The following is a 16,457-nucleotide window of genomic DNA, read 5'->3' as shown; positions in this document are numbered from 1 at the left end:
CGGTCAACTCCCGTTCCCGTCGGCCGGGCCCTCAGCGGGCCTGACGGACCTGGTGATCTCGATGGTCTGTTCGGTGACGTGAGTGCCGTCCGCGCCCCGCAGCCAGAGCTCGTCCGGGCCCGGCTCCATCTCGGTCAGCACCACCTGCCGGTCCGGTCCGGACACCATTCGCTCCAGCAGCTGGAGCGAGAAGAAGCTGGTGAAATCCACGTACTGGGGTTTGGTCGACTGTGTGGCGGTCTCCGGAGCGTCGTCGGCACCGGGCTCCGGCCGGTCAACGGACACGAACACCCGCTCGGGGAGACCCTGCGCGGTGTGCCAGCGCCGCCAGGCGAGGAACCAGTCGGCGTCGCTCTGCTCGCTGGTCCGGACGGGCATCCGGCCGGACGACGTCTGCCAGGCCCGTCTGCTGAGTACGAGGCCGCGGTAGCGCACCCTGGGGCGGCTGGTCACATCAGTGTCCGTGGCCAGCGTGCGGGTGCCCTGCCACAGGTCCAGCGGCGCCATCGCCGTGGGGGTGAACAGGAGCAGGGCGCGCTGGACCTCGGGGAGCGCCAACGGCAGGAGGAAACCCAGGTACACGGGGATCACGGTGCGCTCGATCCGCGGGCAGTACAGGTACAGCCCGGTCTCGTCGCTGTGCCGGATCTGGAGCTCCTCGACCCGGACGCACTCCTGCTCCGGACGGGAGCTGACCTCACCTGGGCAGACGATCTCGTATTCGGTGACGGTGGGGTGCAGGTTCAGGTTGGTGTTGTCGTAGCCGCCCGTCAGTTCGGCGAGGACGGCCCCGTCCGGGCAGACCTCCAGAAGGGTGCGCCGGAGTTCGTCGAGGACTGCCGGCTCCCCGGTCTGCTCGAAGCAGTGCAGGAAACGGGAGTAGAGCAGGGTCAGGCCGCTGTAGGAGCGATTGACCACCGCCAGGGGGCGCTCTTCGCCGCTCTCCGGCCCGTCCTCCTCGGGCGGTTGTGGCCGGGCCTGCCCCCCTGCAGTTTGTTCCCCCCGGGGCGCTCGCCCCACCTGGAGGAAGAAGCTGCGGGAGTCGAGCTGGTGGACGGGCAGCGGGAGCAGGTCGGCGACGGCCTCCATGAACTCGTCGTCGAGGACAAGATCGGCGTCCGGCCCGGGGAGCTCTGCGTGGGCCAGGCGCATGCGGCGGACCAGTTCGACCCGGGCCGTGTCGAGCGCCGTCATCTCCGACATCCGCAGCCAGTTGTCGAGGGGGACGTACTCGCCCTGCTCGTCGAAGGGGGTGCGTTGGGAGCTGGCCTGGAGGAACTGGTCGTAGATATCGAGGTGGAACTCGTGGACGAACTTCAGGACGTCGTCGCAGGTCCCGTTCTCCCCGAAACGGGCACGGAAGAAGCCGAGGAGGACCAGCCGGTGCGGGAGCATCATGTCGAACAACGGCAGGATGCCGGTGAGACCGCGGAGGTCGTTGAGGATCGTTTCGTCCCAGCGGTTCCGGTTGGCGCGTACACCGATCTCGGGCAGGGAGACGTCCTCGTAGAGCACCCCCTGGGGCATGGGTGCGGCCTCCGGATCCAGGAACTCCAGGGTCTGTCCCAGCGCCTCGTGCACGGCGTCCCGCAGGTCGCGGCGGCGGTCCGTCCCGGCTCCGGGGTAGGCAGCGACGAGTTCGGCGACCCGGTCGAGCCCGACGACCACACGGTCCGCCCAAGCACGGTCGAGTCCGGCCATCCCGTCCCGGAAGGTGCGGAGCGGGTCCGGGCTGTGGATGTCGATATCCAGGGTGGGCAGGGTCAGCAGGCTGAGTCTGAGCAGGGACCTCAGGTAGGCGCGCAGCTCCCCGGGGTCGCGTTCCCTCTGGTCCGCCAGGCGTTCGGCCAGTGCACCCAGGCGGGTTCCCGGGTTCTGGTCGAGAATCTCGATGATCTCGCCGAGGAGTCCGCTGTGGGAGACGAAGAAGAGTTCCTCGCGCAGGGACTCCAGGAGGACCGGGTCCTCACCGTCCCCGGTGGACTTGGTGCGCCGTACGTACCGCACCCGGTCGCGGTCGAGGCTGTGGCCGGAGGAGACGGCGACTGGGAGATCGGCCAGCCGTTCCCAGTCCTGCCCCACGGCCGCCGCCAGCCTGCCGAGGGTGCCCATGTTCACCCGGACGTGGCTACGGACGACGAGGTTCCGCGATCCGCTCTCCAGGATCTGCCCGGTGTCCGCGAAGGTTCCGGCCGCCACCGTGGTCAGCGTGCTGAACGGGCTGGTTTTGCAGGCGGTTCGGAAGACGTACTCGAGGAGGGAGCGTTCGACCTTGCGGGCCTGTTTGGGCAGGCGGCGGGGGTCAGCATCGAGATAGGTAGGCAGGTAGCGCTCCAGCGAGGGCGAGGCGAGCAGGAGCCCGTGCCGGAGCCGGGGGTCGTCGGCCAGCCCGTGCACGTGGGTGCGCTGGCGCTCCAGTTCGTGGGCGAGGACCTCGTCGCCGTTGGCGAGCTCCCGTTCCAGGGCCTGCCGTTGGCTGATCCAGTCGACGATCTCCTCCTGGAGCGCTTCGGGAAGGCGTTCCAGGGCCTTGTCCAGCCGAGCCCGGCTCCGCGGCATCCGCAGGTTGTGTGCGTCCCGCCGGAGGGAGAGCAGCGCACGCCGAACGTTCCCGTCGTACTCGGTGACCAGTGGCTCGATCGTGTCCCCGAGCGCCGTGGCCCGTTCACGGAGGTAGTGCTCCCTGGCCAGGATCCCCGCGGCCCAGTCAGTGGTAGCGGTGCAGCCGAGTGGTCGTACGGCGTCCCAGGGCAGACCGCCCACGCGCAGCATGAACACGTCGGTGCTGGTCCAGTGCTCCCGTGGCCCTCGCCGGGTCGTGGTCGGGACTGTGCCGGTGTTCCCGGTCATCGGTTCTGCCTCCTCGTTCACTCCGTGGGCGGGTTCAGACGTTCCGGTAGACGAACTCGGGCTGTCGGTCCCGTTCGTGACCGATCATCAGGATGATCAGTGGCCACTCCCGGTCGTCGGAGAGCCCCAGCTCCTCCCGGTAGGAGACGTTGTCGAACCCCAGGGCGGCCCCGCAGCCGATCCCGAGCGCGGCGCAGGCCAGGTACACGCTCTGTGTGACAGCACCGACTTCGGCGTTCACCAGCCGGTAGCCGCGCGGGCCCGCGGCCTCGACCACAGCCCGCGGGCGGGCGAGAACGGTGAGTACCGCCGCGCACTGTTCGAGGTTGTAGTTGTTCAGGAAGTAGTTCCGCTGAAGGAACTCACCGACGGGGTGTTCGTTGAGCGGGCTCAGTCCGCCGTCTCGCGGCAGGTGGTCGTAACTGCCCTGTGCCAGGCCGTCGACGTGATTGACGTGCACACTCACACGGCTGAGCCCGGTGGAGTGCAGCAGGGTCGAGGCACTTTCCGCGGCGGTGAGCACCGCGGCGAGGTCAGCCTGGGGCAGCTCCGGCGGGGAGCTGAACCTGCCGAAGCTGCTGCGTCGCTCGCGCAGTGCGGTCGTGACGGGGAAGTCCAGTCGGGTGGGTTCAGGGAGAAGGTGGACCGGGCCAGGGCTGACCGGTGGCCAGTCACGTGCGGGGGCGAGCCGGTCGTCCCCGGGCTCCCCGTCGGCTGTGAGGGTCTGCGCGTGGGCGCCGGTCACCTGGGGGAACCGGAGGGTACGCCGGGAGAGCTCCGTTTCCCGGAGTGTCACGGAAGGCCGCGGGGACCCCGCACGGGGGTCCACCGCTCGGGTTGGTCCCGTCCCCGTATCTCCCTGCCGGACAGGTTCTGGCCGAGCTGTCCCGGAGGGTGCCAGGGCCCAGGGCAGCGGCACCACCCCGAACACGCTTTCCTCGTCCGTGATCAGCCCCAGGAGCCGGTTCAGTTCCGGCTCGTTGAACCACAGTCGCGGCCTGATCGGCAGTCCGGCGGCCCGGGCTGCCACGCGCCAGGAGCCGAGCAGCGCGCCCAGGTCCATGGTCACGACGTGATAGGCGAAGCTGTTGTATTTGAATGAGTTCTTCCAGAACTTGACGCTGACCAGCAGGTACTGGTCTGCGAGGGGCACGTCGTCCGGAAGCGCGGAGCGCACGTGGGCGGTGACGTCCCCGGCCAGGAGCCGCTGCATGGAGTGGTGCGGTGTGCTGAAGTTGTAGATCCCCGGTGCCAGCGGCCCGCCCCTCCCGATCACCCAGTAGATCTCCAGGGGGTAGAGGCCGCCTCCGGAGGCCGCGCCCCGGGACCAGGTCGCGGAGGGGAACCACGGCATCCCGCGCAGGTCGGGGTTACCGTGCACGGCCAGCCGTCTCCCGGTGAGCCCGTAGGAGTCGCGGAGCAGGGCGGCCAGAAGTTCGATCGTCCACTCGCCCAGTTCGGTCCCCGCCCCGCCCCGCGGGTCACCGCCGAGAAGCCCTTCCTGGAGGGTGCCGGGCAGCGGTTCAGCGTCGGGCAGGGGGAAGTGCCGGGCTCCGTCGTAGAACTTGTGCCGACGGGGCTGGTCGTCCCAGTCGGGGTCGAAGTCCCGCGGTTCCATCGGTTCTCTCGCCCTGCGTACGATCGCGTCGACGTAACTGGCGACAGCTGTCACTGAAAGGCTCCTCTTGGCTGTTGGCTGTGGGTGCCGGGCACGGCAGACTCGGGGGCGGCACCCCGGGGCGGCCCAGGCGCGGCGGCTCAGGGGAACGGGTGCGGTACCGCCGAGTCGAGTGCCGCGCGGACACTGCCGCGGTCACGGCCGTGAGTTCGGGAGACCTCTCCGATCCTCGGCATGACCAGGGCCCGCTGCCGATCCCAACCGAAGTCGATGGGGAGCAGGCCGGGGGTGAGCACGCACATGGTGTGCACTCCGATCTGGAGTTGTTCCGAGGAGGTCTGGTCCACCGTGACCGTGTCGAATCCAGCCGACGCCAGCTGGTCGCGGCAGTACGCCAGGTCATCAGTGAGGTCGTGGTTGCGCGGCCGGTCCCGGCCCCACTTCCGATACGCCTCCGCAGCGGGGACAGTGGCAGGGTCGGGCCCGGCGTGCGGGCCCAGGACGTGGTCAGCGTGCACCCGGGTCTCCGCAAGCCCGTAGAGCCCCGGGTGGTCTTCCAGATCGCGCACCCGGCGGAAGTCGGTGGCCATAGCGAGCAGGTGCTCCCGGAACCGGGTGGTGTGGGCAGCGGCGTTGGGCACCTCGAAGGCGACCTCGCGCAACGCCGACTCGGCGGCGGCCTCTGGATCCAGATTGGCTCCGGCCCCGAAGCAGAGCATGCCCGGACCCGCGTCCACGCGTTCGGCCACTGCGATGACGACGGGGATCGAAAAATCCGGCCTGGCGTCGAAGAACCGCACGCGGTAGCCGTACATCGCGAGCCGGGCCACCATCCACCGGGTCGGGGTGCGCTCCCAACTGTCCGCGGTGATCTCGGTGAGCGGGAGGCGTCCGTACCAGGCCAGCAGGAAGGCATCGCGCTCCACACGCTCGAATATCCCGTGAAGGACGGCCTCTTCCCGGCTGCCGCCGGTAGCGCACCCGTTCGAGCACTCTTGGGCGATCTTCCGGTCGGCACCACTCCCGTGGTAGTACACCGAGGTCTCGGGGACGAGGACGGGTCGCCGGTCGCGTAGGGAGTACCCCCATACCCAGGTCAGCTCCGTCTCCTCGCAGAAGGGCTGGTAATGGGGGTTGTGTTCGTAGAAGGAAGGGTCGTAGGAGCCGAGTTGACGGGGGTCGATCGCCTCGGCTGCGAACTGCCGGTAAGAGCCCCTGACCGTCGGCCGGGTTCGTCGGGCGTCGAGCCCGACCGAGCGCTCGAGTCCTTCGAGCAGGCCGAGCCGAAGGCTCTCCCGGTAGCGGTCCGCATGGCCGCCCCAGTAGGACTGGTGCAGGTAGCCGGACCCGCGTACGGACACGTATCCCACAGTCGGTGCGGTGGTGGTGTTGTCCAGCCGGGGGAGGCTCCGTGCGGCGAGGGCGCCGCAGACCGGGTTGGTGAGCCCGGCCACGGGCAGCCGGTACTCGGCGGGGCGTCTCACCCGGGTGGCACCGGGGTCGGGTTTGGGGAGTCGTCGTGGTTCGATCACAGCCGCGGACGGTGTGTCCGGGGTGTCTTCGGCGCATCCCGGGCAGCGCGCCTGGGGCAGCAGCGGATGTCTCCGGACCCCAAGGTTCGCAAGGTCCAAGCGGTACACGTAGGGGTTGCCGTTGGCGTCACCGTCAGCCCGGCGTCCGGGTTCGCCCAGGACGTCGGCCAGAGCCCGGACCGTGTCCAGCGCGAACCCGGTGAGGTGGGGTGGCTCGATGGTCGCCCGCATCCGACCGCCGAGTTCGAGGGCGTCGCGTTCCTCGTCCGGACGCAGGCGCTGCCAGCGCTGTGCCAGGCACACCAGACAGCCCGAGGCCAGGGCGGGGCCGTTCCGGACCGGCCCCAACAAAACGGCGCCGTCACAGAGGAAAACGGGGAGCACCGGACCGTCGGGGCCTGGGTCGCGCCAGCAGAGGTCGGCGGTCTCTCGGAGCAGGTCCCGTTCCCCGAGGGTGTGCACCACGACGCCGGCCCACGGGCCGTTCGGCCCCTGGGGCAGGGCCCGTTGCAGCCGGACCCGTGCCTGTTCCAAGCGGGGATCCGAGACAATGCCGTCAGTTCGGTCCGTCATCCGGCGGTCGCCCCAGTGACGGTACCGTTCGCCACGGTCAGCAGGGCACGGACCGTGTGGACGCCGGTCCGTACCGCGAGGTCCAGAGAGCCGGTGGGCACGACGACGACGTCCCGCCCGTACTGGAGCAGCAGGTCCAGCACGTGCTCGGCCGTGGCGGGTGGATCGTCCGTCCGCGGTCCACGCGGGGTGGGACCGACCGTGATAGCACGCGGATCGAAGGCCTCCAGCCAGACCGGGGTGATCTCCTCGGCCGGGACGGCCTCGTCCGCCAGCTGCACCATCGCCACCAGGTCTCGGAGGGCCGTGACCAGGGCCTCGATCTCGGTGGACCCGTGTCCCAGAGCCCAAAGTCCGGGGATTCCCTCATCCGGTTCGCCGTCCCGCTTCCCCTTCTCCTCTTGTTGCTCCTCCTGTTCCTTCCTCCGCACCAGGACAGTGGGGACCAGGCCCGGCAGCAGGAAGTGCACCGTTTCGATGCCAAGGGTCCGGATGACCCTGGTCAGGAACTCCAGTTCGCTCCCGGCCTCGGGGGTTCCTGGGTCAAGACGGATCACCGGGGACCCAGCCGCGGCGTGTTGGAGTGCGTCGAGGGCCGCGGCTCCGAACAGTCCGGCGTGGACGGCATGTCCGATGGTCGATCCGGCCCCCTCGCCCGCGTGGGTTCGCTCGTAGAGCCCGTCCCGGTTGGCGCTGGTACGAGGGTGCACCGCGGCGACCGGTACCCGGAACGCGGCCCCGTCGGCCAGGCCGATCCCGGTCACGACTGGTCCCGGGGGCTGTCCGAGGTGCACGCCGGTGGCCGCGCCGAGCTGGCCGGACCCCAGGAGCGGGCTCTGGGGGTCCCCGTGCGCGCCGAACTGCGCGGGGGCCGGAACAGCGGCGGGATCGGTGTGCGCGGCGCCCATCTCCACGTGGCGTAGCGCCGCCGCGTGGATCGTGCGCAACCGGGCCCGGAGCGTGGTGTGCAGGTCCGCGCGGGCGACCCGCCTCCCTTCCCGGTCCTCACCAGCCAGGAGTATCCGGCTCATTTTCAGCGGTGACTGGGCCAGATCGAGGTCGAGGAAGTCCTGGACGATCCCGAAGTGCTCGCCCACCATGGCCTCCGTGGCCTTGTAGGCCTCTTCCACGGCCTCCGGGACGTCGGGCTCGGGGGAGATCCCGGCGAGGTCGGTAAGCGCCGCACGTGGGTGTGCGATGCCGCGATGACCACAGGGACAGGAGGGGTGGGGCAGGATCCGCTCGGAGACGCTGTCCAGTGTGCGCAGGTCCTGGACGAGGGCGGCGCCGAAGGTCTCCCCCTCGATCACACCGGTGCTCCAGCGGAAGGCCTCGAAGGCCAGCGCGTTGCCCAGCATCGCGGCCTGCGGGCCCGAGATCCGGACGTCGTCCGGGCGTTCCCCTCCGGTTTGGAGTCGGCGCCAGACCCGCGCCGCCACTGTGTCGTCCGCGGTCTCGGTGTATCGCAGGAGCGCGCAGTTCCAGCACGACTCGGTACCACGGAGGTCGAACGGCCCCATCACCGCTTTGCCGTCCAGAACTACCAGAGTAAGAAGCGGAGGGCTGCGCTCATGCGCGCACAGTCGCCACACATCGGACAGTGACCGGTCCCCCGCGGCGAGGAGGACGAGGTTGTAGCTGGCCAGGTCCCCGGGGGTGAGGCCGGACAGGTGAAGACCGGTGGCCCTCAGTTCCACCGGGCAGCCCTCGCCCTTGAGCTGGTCGGCCTCCTCGAGGAGAGCGGTGGAGATCCCCGCTTCGGAAGCGGTATCGACGTGTGCGGCGCCGTTGCGGACCAGGCCGAGCGCGGCCCGTTCCGCGACCGGGCCCTCACCCACGACCAGGACCCTCAGGTCCCGGAATCGCGCGAAACGTTCGTGGCCGCCGTCGACGTAGTGCTCCACGTAGTCGATCTGGCGTTGGAACCGGGTGGTGGTCTCCTTATCGAGGAACGTGCCCGGCGAAGGGCGGCTGTCCCGTGCGAAACCCCGTTCGAGGAGTGTGCCGACCAGGTGGAGCAGCATCGGCCTCTGCTGCTCGGGGATCACCCCCTCCAGTTCAGCGACGGTGACCCCGCCGTCGAGGAAGGGGGCCAACGCGGTGAAGAAGCGGTAGGCGGTACGGCCCTTGACGGCGAAGCTCGCCTCCGCGTGCCGGAAAAGCACCCCGTCGCCGGTGTCGGCGAACAGGACGTCGTGCCGCAGCCGTGGTCGGACCTCCCGGATCTCCCGCTCCCCCGTAGTGGAACGGTCCGACGGCGCGTGCTCCGCGGGCTCTGTTCGCATGGCTGTGACCCCTGTTCGCAAGTCTCAGTGTCCGTTGGGCCGATGCGGCGTCGCACCCATGGGCGGGGCGGGTGCCGGTCGACCGTCCCCTGCGCGAAGCAAGCCTCACGAATCGGGACGCACGATCGATCCTCCGAAGGGGTCCTTGCACTTGTCTGGCGTTCTCATAGCACCTGGTGCCCGCATCGTCTTGTTCGTGTCCGGGCAGGTCAAAGCGGGCGTGGGGAAGAGGTGAACCGGGGTGGTGTCCGCCGGATGCCAGGAAGACACCCAGGCATGCCAGGAAGGGACCTCAGCGCGGTTCGGACGAGCCTGTCGGGTCGAGTGGACCGCTGGGTTCGGGGCTGCCGGGGTCTGAGGCGACCGGTTCCTCCAGGGTGACCAGGTCCAGGAGCTGGCGCGCCTCAGAGAGGGCCTCGGCCAGCTCCGTGCGTCCAGACTCGGCCCTCTCGGAGAACCCGCTCTCCAGCTAGCCGCGAGTGGTCGCCAGCCAGGTGACCACCCGGTCGTCGCGAACCCGGGGCGTGGTGTGCGCGACCTCGCTGACCAGGTCGGCCAGGGCCCAGAGGGCCTGCGGGGTGTTCCTGCCCCGCAAGGCGTCCAGGTAGGGGGGCGAGGTCGTCGCCGGTTGCGTCGGGGGTGTCCGGGAGATCGGCGGGGCGCGGGTCCCTCAGCGGGACAGGTCGGCCCCGGCCAGGCGCTCTATGGTCAGCTGGGTGTGTGCGGCCATGTCCACGCCCTCGGGGTCGAGCAGCCACTGGACCTGGAGGCCGTCCATCACCGCGATGATCGAGACCGCCACGGCACGGGCGTCCATGTCCCCGGCGACCTCTCCGGCCGTCTTCGCCTCTTCCAATGCCTCGGTGAGGATGCCCCGGAGCCCGTCGTAGCGGTCGCGGAAGTAGCCCTGGGCGGGGTGGTCGTCGGTGACGCTCTCGGCGGAGAGCACTGCGTAGAGCTGGACGATGCCCTCGCGTGCGGTGTTGCGCCGGATCGTGTCGACGAGGTGGCGGAGGAAGTCGAGGCCGCGGGGGCGCTCGTCGCCCAGGTCCTCGATCGCGGAAGCGTCACGCAGGTCGAGGACCCCGGTGAGCAGGGCTTCCTTGGAGGGGAAGTGGTGGAGCACCCCTGCCTGGGTGAGCCCGGCCCGCTCGGAGATCTCGGCGAGGGACGCCTTGTTGTAGCCCTTGGTCGCAAAGGCGTCCGTGGCGATCCGGAGGATGTCCGCGCGCCGCTCGGCACGGTCCCCGCGCGGTGTCCGTCGTCGGGTTCCGCCGTTGCCTGCTCGCTTGGATCTCACGGGGGCGAGTCTACGGCCCTGCTCGTCCGATGCCCCCCGGAACCCCTGCGAACAGGGCAGTTCCGCCTACCTACCGACTACTTGGTAAATAATTCGAAAAGGTACCTACCGAACACTCGTTAAGTGTGTTGTCATGCAGGCGGCACGGACCCGTGACACGGGCCCCTCGCGACGAAGGGAGGACGCACGCCCGAACCCCCGAGACGACCCGCTCAGCAGTAACGGGAGAAACCATGAATCGCTCCACCCCCAGAACCCCCGAACCCGACCACCGGAGCCCCCGCCGCGGACGCGTCCCCGCCGCCCTGGCCACGGCCTGCGCCCTCGCCCTCGGCGCCACCGCTGTCGGCGCGGCCACCTCGGCCTCCGACCGGACCGACGCCACTGCGGTCGCGGCCTCCTCCGAACAGTCCGCCGCGCAGACCGCCGCGCAGGACTCGGCGAGTGTCTGGATGACCACGCCGGACCGTTCCCACACCCTCACCCAGCAGGACGACGTGCCGTTCACGTCCTCGCCCGAGGACATCGACATCGCGGTCGACGACGACCAGCGCGAGCAGACCTTCACCGGAGCCGGCGCCTCGGTTACCGAGGCCTCCGCGCACCTCATCTCCGAACTGCCCGAGAGCGAACGCGACGAGCTGATGGCCACCCTGTTCTCCCCGGAGGACGGGATCGGACTGAGCTACCTGCGCCAGCCGCTGGGCAGTACCGACTTCAACGCCGGTGACTTCTACACCTACGAGGACACCCCCGGAGAGTTCAGCATCGACCGGGACCGGCAGGAGATCATCCCGGTCGTCCAGCAGGCCCTGGAGCACAACCCGGACATCCGCTTCATGGGCAGCCCGTGGTCGCCCCCGGCCTGGATGAAGACCGGCGGTTCCCTCAACGGAGGCGGGCTCGACCCCGACCACTACGAGGACTACGCGGACTACCTGGTCAACGCGGTCGAGGCGTACGCCGACGAGGGCATCGACCTCGCCGACCTCACCATGCAGAACGAACCGCTGCTGGACACCGACTACCCGTCCACCTACGTCCCCGCCGACGAGCAGGCCGCCTTCTTCCACGTCCTGGACGAGGCCCTCACCGAGGCCGGACTGGACACCGATCTGTACGCCTACGACCACAACTGGGACGAGCCGGAGTACCCGTTGGAGGTGTTCGAGGGCACCGAGGGCATCGACCGGGTCCAGGGCGCCGCGTTCCACTGCTACGCGGGCGACCCCTCGGCGCAGAGCGAGGTCGTGGACGCGGGCAAGCGCGTGTACTTCACCGAGTGCTCGGGCAGCGGTGACGGACCCGACGGCGAGGTCTTCTCCGAGACCCTGTGGTGGCAGTCCGAGCACCTGGTGGTGGGCAACATGCGCAACGGCGGCGAGACCACCGTGACCTGGAACCTCGCGCTGGACGCCGACGGCGGCCCGCACCAGGGCAACTGCGACGACCGGTGCACCGGGGTCGTGGCGATCGACGGCTCCGACACCACCTACAACGGCGAGTACTACGTACTCGGCCACCTGGCCGGGTTCGTCGAGCCCGGAGCCACCAGGATCGGTTCCACCAGCGAAGGCAGCGGCGGGGTCCAGAACGTGGTGTTCGAGAACCCGGACGGCGGGAAGACCGCGTTCGTGGTCAACGCGGACACCGAGGAGGACCACACCTTCTCCGTCACCGAGGACGGGGCCTCGCTGTCGTACACCCTGCCCGCCGGTTCGGTGGCCACCTTCACCTGGTGACCCGGCCGTGAGTACGGCCTAGCCGGGACTATCGAGCAGAGCAGGGAGCTGGCGGGCCTCCGAGAGGGCGCCCGCCAGCACTGCGCCCACCGGCAAGGCACCCGCCAGCGCTGCGCCCGCCAACAGGGCGTCCGCCCCGGTTCGGTCGGTCAGCCCACGCACTCGCAGTGCGGAACGGCCACGTTGAGCGCGGTCGCCAGCACCGTCAGCGCCAAGGGCAGAACCACGACCAGGGCCGCGGCCGCGTTGACGACGAGCCCGGCGGAGGGTCCGGGCGGCCGGACCTGGCGGCGTACCCGGCGTACCGGGCAGGCTCCCGACGCGGACAGCGCCGGTTCGGGCCCGCGCACCCCCGACGCCGCCATGATCCCGAGGGCGTGGGCCAGCGCGTGCGGACCGACCTCGCGCGCGGCCCGGTCGTCAGCGGCCCACTCCACCAGCTCGGGAACCTCCCGCGCCGCCGCGCGGAGCAGCGGAACACCGGGGAAGGCGGTGTCGAGCAGCCTCGTCCAAGTGACCAGGAAGTGGTGGCGCCCGTCCAGGTGTGCGCGTTCGTGGGCGAGGACCGCGCGCAGCTCGGAAGCGTTCAGCTGATCGAGTGCTCCCCTGGTGACGACGATGCCCAGTCCCCGGCCGGGCAGGCAGTAGGCGGCGGGTTCGGGGGTGTCCACCAGCCAGACCCGGTCCAGGTGCAGGGTGCGGCGGCGGCCGCTGGCGCTCAGTTCTCGTCCGTGCTCCCGCGTCCAGGCGACGCGGGCGCCGCGGCGCCGGACCGCGGTCCAGGAGAACCGTGCCAGCCCCGCCCCGCCCAGGAGCCCCGCGATCACGAGTCCGCTCTCGGCCCCGTTGGCGTGTACCGCCTGGAGGAGGTCGGCGCAGGCGGCGACGAACGCCTTGATTCCGGGGCCCATCACCTGGGTGACCAGGGTGGCGAGGAGGACCCCGCAGGCCAGCAGCCACGTGACGGTGGTGAGCGTCCACAGCGCGAGCATCGCCCCGGCCGAGGGGCCCAGGCGCCGGTGGAAGGCACGCAGTACCCAAGGACCGGCGGCGCTCCACAGCAGTACGGCGGCCAGAGCCGCGACGGACCAGGTCATGTGTCCTCGTGCCGGGGGATGTCGGCGAGCAGGTCACGGAGGACGTCGAGGTCCCCCGGATCCATCCGGTCGACGAAGCGCAGCAGGGCCGCTTGGGAGTTGCCGCTGTCGTCCAGGGCACCGTGCATGCGCTCGGCCGCGTGCGAGGCGCGGTCGCGCAGCGCCCGGTAGAACCAGAGGCGGCCGGTGCGCTCGCGGTCGACCCAGTCCTTGCGGCGCAGGTTCTCCAGGACCGTGGAGATGGTGGTGTAGGCCGGTTCCCGGCCCGGTAGCGCATCGACCACCTCGCGCACGCTCATCGGTTTCCCCGCGGCCCACAGGACCCCCATCACCGCGGACTCCAGTGACCCGAGCCCGGGAACCGTGTTACTCATGGACCGCCGTTCCTCCTGCGCTTCTCCGTCCAGAATAGGCACGTTTCCCACTCACCTCCCCTCGCTTCCGCCACCGCTTCTAGTCGGCACGGCCCTCCGCCTTCTCGGTCTCGGCACCGGGCCCGGTCGCGGTCTCGGCCTCGGGCCCGGTCGCGGAGTCGGCCTCGTCGTTCTCGTCGTCCCGGCCCGGCTTGCGGTTGAGGAGGGTCGCGGCCACGACCAGGGTGACCGTGCCGACCAGCGCCACCAGGGCGACGGTGTCGGTGGCTCCGCTCAGCTGTGTGAGCGTCCCCTGCGCCTGGTCGGCGACCTCGGCCATCCAGCCGGTGCCGGGGAGCCCGACCATCGACGCGGTGCCGTCGAAGGCCACGAACAGCACGCCGATCCCCACGAACAGCGCCCCGGTCAGCAGCGCGGTCGTGTGGGTGCGCAGCGGGCCGAGACTCACGGTCCGGCCCCGCAGCCACTGGCGGCTGCCCAGGTCGTAGCGGTCCCACAGCAGCGCCAGGAAGAACATCGGAAGCACCATGCCCAGCCCGTAGGCGGCCATGAGCAGCATGCCCCGGACGGGGGTTCCGGTGGCCGCGACGGTGAGCACCGCGCCGAGGATCGGACCCGAACAGAAACCGGCGAGGCCGTAGACCGCTCCGAGGCCCAGGACGGACAGGCTGCCCCGGCCGGCCGCGAACCGGCCCTGGGCGCGGGCCAGCACGCCCCAGGTGAAGCCGAGCCCCAGGATCTGGGCGACACCGAAGGCGATGATCAGGCCGCCCGCCGCGTTGATCAGCAGGTCGCGGTGGCCGTAGAAGAGCATGCTCACCATCGCCGATCCCGCTCCGAGCGGCACCAGGGTCAGGCAGAGTCCCGCGTAGAAGACTCCGGTGCGCAGCAGGAGCCTCCCCGTGTCACGGAACGCGTAGGCGAAGAACGACGGGAGGAGCAGCGCGCTACAGGGACTGAGCAGGACCAGCAGGCCGCCGAGTACGGCCGCGACGAATCCGATGTCCACGGCCGGTCACTCCCCTGCCGCGGCGAGCGCCGTGTCCACGCTCTCCAGGAACACGTCGAGGGGCTGCGCGCCCATGATGGGGTCTCCGTTGACGATGAAGGCCGGGGTCGCGCTGACCCCGATCTGCTGCCCCTCCACGAAGTCGTGTCCGACCTCGATCCCGCTCCGCTCCGAGCGCAGGTCCTCCAGGAACTGGTCGGGGTCGAGGCCGATCTCCTCTGCCACCTCACCGAGGTCCTCGTCCGGGTCCGAGGAGGACTTGAGGTCGTCCTGCCGTTCGAACACCGCCTCCTGGTACTCCCAGAACGCCTCCTGCTCGCCCGCGGCGACCGCGCCCACAGAGAGCGTCTGCGAGACGTCGCCCAGGTAGGGGAACTCCCGCCACTCGATCCGCAGGTCACCGGAGTCGACGTAGCGCTCGACCAGTTCCGGCTGGGTCTCCTGCGCCCAGGTCGCGCAGTAGGGGCAGGCGAAGTCGGAGTAGGCCACCAGGACCACGGGGGCGTCCGCGTCGCCCAGGGCCATCGGGTCGTCGGCGTTGCGCCGGGCCAGGTCCTGCCCCCACTCGCGCTGTTCCTCGTCGACGTGGTCGACCACCGCGGCCGAGTCGGGTGCCTCGGCGTCCCCGTCGTCCTCCAGGTTCAGGCCCACGATCACCGCGACGACCAGGGAGACGAGGACCGCCCCGCCCAGCAGCAGCGGTGAGATGCTCTTCTTCTTCGCGGCCTTCGGCTTCGCACCCTTGGGCTTCGCGCCCTTCGGCTTCGTGCCGACCTTGGACTCGTCGCCGTCCTTCGGCATGCTTCTTCCACCCCCGTTTTCTATGACGCATAGAGAATACTCTATGCTCCATAGAAACCAGCGGCGGCGTGCCAGTACGGTGGCACACAGCCACGACTCGAGGACTCGAGCGCTCGGGCGCCGCACAGGAGGGACGGAACATGCGTGACTGGGGTACACGGCAGTGGGTCACCGCGGCGGTCGGCGCGGCCCTGACCCTACTCGTCCTGGGGTTGCCCGCGGTGCTCATTCCCAACGGGATCTTCGCCCGTGAGATCGATCCCACGTGGTGGTCCTATCCGGTATGGGTGGCCACCGCCCTCCTGTCCGGGCTGCTGTTCGCCACCTACACCCGCCCGGTCGCCGAGGGCTCGGACGGCCCCGGAAGCAAGCGCGGGCTCGGCGGCGGCCTGCTCGCCTGGTTCGCGATCGGCTGCCCGGTCTGCAACAAGCTCGTCCTGCTGGCCCTCGGGACCAGCGGTGCCATGGCCTGGTTTGCCCCGCTCCAGCCCCTGCTCGCCGCCGCCGGGCTCGTCCTGCTGGCCGTGGCGCTGCGTTCCCGGCTCCGCGCGAACGCCGCCTGCCCGGTCCCCGCCCCCACTTCCTGATCAGGACGGACCCTGCTCCGCTCAGAGTGGGAGGCCCGCCTCCACCAGTGCGATCGCGTCGTCCAACACCTCAGCGAAGTCCGCGCCGACCGCGGAGGCAACGGGGGCTACGGGGGCTACGGGGGCATCGGGGCTATCGGGGACCTCGGATGCGCCAGGCGCCGAACCCTCCGCGCCGCCGTCGCCGATCCCCATGGACACCGACGCCAGCACCCCGATGATCGCGCCCGCCCACGTGCGCACGGCCAGGTCCTGCCGGTCCCGCCCCGTCCGGTCGGCCGCCGCCGCGCACAGTTCCTCGATCCCCACCGCGTACCGGTCCATCAGCGCCATGCGCAGTTCGGGCACGGTGAACAGCAGCTCGCGCCGGGACCGGTCCGCCTCCCGCCCCGCCTCGTCCATACGCCCGTAGGTCTCCCGCAGCCCGATCCGCAGAGCCTCGGTGAGCGGCGTCCCCTCGGGTTGGGCCATGAAGTGGCGGAACACCTCGGGGAAGACGTCCTCCACCAGCACCGCCTCGCCCTTGGTCGGGAAGTACCGGAAGAACGTGCTCGGCGAGACATTGGCCGCGGCGGCGATCTGTTCGGTCGTGGTGGCCTCGTACCCCTGCTCCTGGAAGAGCCGCAGCGCCTGGCGGCTGATCTCCGCACGCGTGGCGGCCTTCTTCTGCTCTCGCAAGCCCATGGGCA

General features: G+C 70.4%; 13 protein-coding genes. 2 read left to right on the top strand and 11 right to left on the bottom strand.

Annotated features, from left to right (window positions below):
* Nucleotides 1–3: 3 nt before the first annotated feature.
* From ACYVDG_RS21230 to ACYVDG_RS21205, 6 genes are all read right to left on the bottom strand, one after another.
* Nucleotides 4–2,850, bottom strand: a complete 2,847-nt coding sequence (locus ACYVDG_RS21230; protein WP_460756168.1) for a lantibiotic dehydratase — start codon at nucleotides 2,848–2,850, stop codon at nucleotides 4–6.
* Nucleotides 2,851–2,884: 34 nt separating this feature from the next.
* Nucleotides 2,885–4,522 (bottom strand): SagB family peptide dehydrogenase, encoded by a 1,638-nt coding sequence (locus ACYVDG_RS21225; protein ID WP_460756164.1) that lies wholly within the window; start codon nucleotides 4,520–4,522, stop codon nucleotides 2,885–2,887.
* Nucleotides 4,523–4,608: 86 nt separating this feature from the next.
* Nucleotides 4,609–6,573, bottom strand: a complete 1,965-nt coding sequence (locus tag ACYVDG_RS21220; RefSeq protein WP_460756161.1) for a TOMM precursor leader peptide-binding protein — start codon at nucleotides 6,571–6,573, stop codon at nucleotides 4,609–4,611.
* Entirely contained in the window at nucleotides 6,570–8,858 is a 2,289-nt protein-coding gene (locus tag ACYVDG_RS21215; RefSeq protein WP_460756158.1) for a TOMM precursor leader peptide-binding protein, read from the bottom strand. Before ACYVDG_RS21215 ends, ACYVDG_RS21220 begins: the two co-directional genes overlap by 4 nt.
* A gap of 469 nt (nucleotides 8,859–9,327) precedes the next feature.
* Nucleotides 9,328–9,453 (bottom strand): hypothetical protein, encoded by a 126-nt coding sequence (locus ACYVDG_RS21210; RefSeq protein WP_460756155.1) that lies wholly within the window; start codon nucleotides 9,451–9,453, stop codon nucleotides 9,328–9,330.
* 75 nt (nucleotides 9,454–9,528) lie between these two features.
* Nucleotides 9,529–10,158, bottom strand: a complete 630-nt coding sequence (locus tag ACYVDG_RS21205; RefSeq protein ID WP_460756152.1) for a TetR family transcriptional regulator — start codon at nucleotides 10,156–10,158, stop codon at nucleotides 9,529–9,531.
* Between the two features lie 233 nt (nucleotides 10,159–10,391).
* Between ACYVDG_RS21205 and ACYVDG_RS21200 the strand changes: the two genes are divergently transcribed.
* Nucleotides 10,392–11,900 (top strand): glycoside hydrolase family 30 protein, encoded by a 1,509-nt coding sequence (locus tag ACYVDG_RS21200; protein WP_460756147.1) that lies wholly within the window; start codon nucleotides 10,392–10,394, stop codon nucleotides 11,898–11,900.
* A 149-nt stretch (nucleotides 11,901–12,049) separates the two neighbouring features.
* Here the strand turns inward: ACYVDG_RS21200 and ACYVDG_RS21195 are convergent, their stop codons facing one another.
* The 4 genes from ACYVDG_RS21195 to ACYVDG_RS21180 form a co-directional block, all read right to left on the bottom strand.
* Nucleotides 12,050–12,997: a M56 family metallopeptidase gene (locus tag ACYVDG_RS21195; protein ID WP_460756144.1), complete on the bottom strand. Its 948-nt coding sequence runs from the start codon at nucleotides 12,995–12,997 to the stop codon at nucleotides 12,050–12,052.
* The gene (locus tag ACYVDG_RS21190) at nucleotides 12,994–13,371 is read right to left on the bottom strand and encodes a BlaI/MecI/CopY family transcriptional regulator (RefSeq protein ID WP_460756139.1); all 378 of its coding nucleotides are present in this window, start codon (nucleotides 13,369–13,371) and stop codon (nucleotides 12,994–12,996) included. Before ACYVDG_RS21190 ends, ACYVDG_RS21195 begins: the two co-directional genes overlap by 4 nt.
* 79 nt (nucleotides 13,372–13,450) lie before the next feature.
* Nucleotides 13,451–14,380 carry a cytochrome c biogenesis CcdA family protein gene (locus ACYVDG_RS21185; protein WP_460756136.1) on the bottom strand — a complete coding sequence of 310 codons (930 nt, stop codon included), beginning with the start codon at nucleotides 14,378–14,380 and terminating at the stop codon, nucleotides 13,451–13,453.
* Nucleotides 14,381–14,386: 6 nt separating this feature from the next.
* On the bottom strand, nucleotides 14,387–15,181 hold the full coding sequence (locus ACYVDG_RS21180) for a DsbA family protein (RefSeq protein ID WP_460756131.1): 795 nt from the start codon (nucleotides 15,179–15,181) through the stop codon (nucleotides 14,387–14,389).
* A gap of 140 nt (nucleotides 15,182–15,321) precedes the next feature.
* On the opposite strand from ACYVDG_RS21180, the gene ACYVDG_RS21175 reads away from it, so the two are divergent.
* Entirely contained in the window at nucleotides 15,322–15,768 is a 447-nt protein-coding gene (locus tag ACYVDG_RS21175; RefSeq protein WP_460756125.1) for a hypothetical protein, read from the top strand.
* A 21-nt stretch (nucleotides 15,769–15,789) separates the two neighbouring features.
* On the opposite strand, the gene ACYVDG_RS21170 is transcribed toward ACYVDG_RS21175, so the two are convergent.
* Nucleotides 15,790–16,452, bottom strand: a complete 663-nt coding sequence (locus tag ACYVDG_RS21170; RefSeq protein ID WP_460756122.1) for an acyl-CoA-like ligand-binding transcription factor — start codon at nucleotides 16,450–16,452, stop codon at nucleotides 15,790–15,792.
* Nucleotides 16,453–16,457: the final 5 nt, after the last annotated feature.

The organism is Nocardiopsis oceani, assembly GCF_054777395.1.
The sequence above is the reverse complement of the archived record's forward strand: the minus strand, read 5'-3'. Positions and strand labels throughout refer to the sequence as shown.